At 69.5% G+C, this 1,178-nt stretch carries 1 protein-coding gene; it reads right to left on the bottom strand.

Annotation, left to right across the window (positions count from 1 at the left end; genetic code table 11):
* Window positions 1–1,155: M13 family metallopeptidase (locus MD221_RS17385; RefSeq protein WP_486624461.1), on the bottom strand; the 1,155-nt coding region annotated here is incomplete at its 3' end.
* Window positions 1,156–1,178 lie beyond the last annotated feature (23 nt).

Here is a 1,178-nt window from a genome sequence, read left to right as displayed (position 1 = left end):
GACCTTCACGTACAGCTGCCCGAAGGCCTCGCCGGCCTCGTCCTCGATGGTGCCCAGCACCCGCTTCCAGCGCGGCTGGATCTCCTTCTGACCGTTGAGCGTCTTGCCGTAGAAGGCGTAGTTCTCCTGCACGAAGGCGTCGCTCAGGTAGGGCGCGGCCGCGTCCACGGTGTGGAAGCGCAGGTAGGCGCGCCAGGTCGCCGGCGCGGTGTCGGCCAGCGCCTTGCTCACCTCCTCGTGGAAGGCCGGAATCGCCAGCGAGAACTTCGCCGGCGCCGCCACGCCCTGGGCCTTGAAGAACTCGCTCCAGGAGAAGTTGGGCGTCAGCTTGTCGGCATCGGCCAGGCTGAGCGGGTTGTAGTACAGCTCGACGTTGCGCGAGAGCTCCTCGCTGGACTTGGACACCTTGGCCAGGCGGGTCTCGAAGGCGACCACGTCCTTGGCCTGGGCGGCGGCGTCGGCGGCGGCCACGCCGGAGAGCTCCAGGGTCTTGGCCACGTGGGCCTGGTAGGCCTGCAGCTTGTCCTGCTTGTCCTTGTCGAAGTAGTAGCTCTTGTCGGGCAGGCCCAGGCCGCCCTGCGAGGCGTAGGCGATGTTGACCGAGGAGTCCTTGAAGTCGGGCTCGGCATCGAAGCCGAAGAGCACGTTCTCGCCCTTGGCGGCGGTGCTGCGCAGGTAGCCTGCGATGGCGGCCTGGTCGTTGAGGGCGTCGATGGCGGCCAGGCGCTCCTTCAGCGGCTCGATGCCCTGGGCGTTGACCTTGGCCTCGTCCATGCCGGTGGCCCAGAAGTCGCCGACGATCTTCTCCACGCCGGCGGCCTTGGCGTCGGCGGCGGCCTGTTCGGCGAGCTGGTGCTGCACGGCGATGGAGCGCTCGGCCAGGATCGAGAAGGCGCCCCAGGAGGTGCGGTCGGCGGGGATCTCGTTGGCGGCCAGCCACTTGCCGTTGGCGTAGGCACCGAAGTCGGTGCAGGCGTTCTTGCTGCTGTCCAGGTCGGCGGCGGCGAAGGCGTTGTACTGGGGCAGCTTGCTCTCGTCGAGGGTGAAGGCCTTGGCCTCGGCGGCCGGGGACTGGGGCGCCGGCGCGCCCGGCGCGGGAGCCTCCTGCTTGCAGGCGGCCAGGGCCAGGGTGACGGACAGGGACAGCAGCAGCACGCGCGGTGCCTGCACTCGTAGGG

The organism is Luteimonas aquatica (genome assembly GCF_022662575.1).
GTDB classification, from domain to species: domain Bacteria; phylum Pseudomonadota; class Gammaproteobacteria; order Xanthomonadales; family Xanthomonadaceae; genus Luteimonas; species Luteimonas aquatica.
This window is presented reverse-complemented; position numbering and strand designations above follow the sequence as displayed.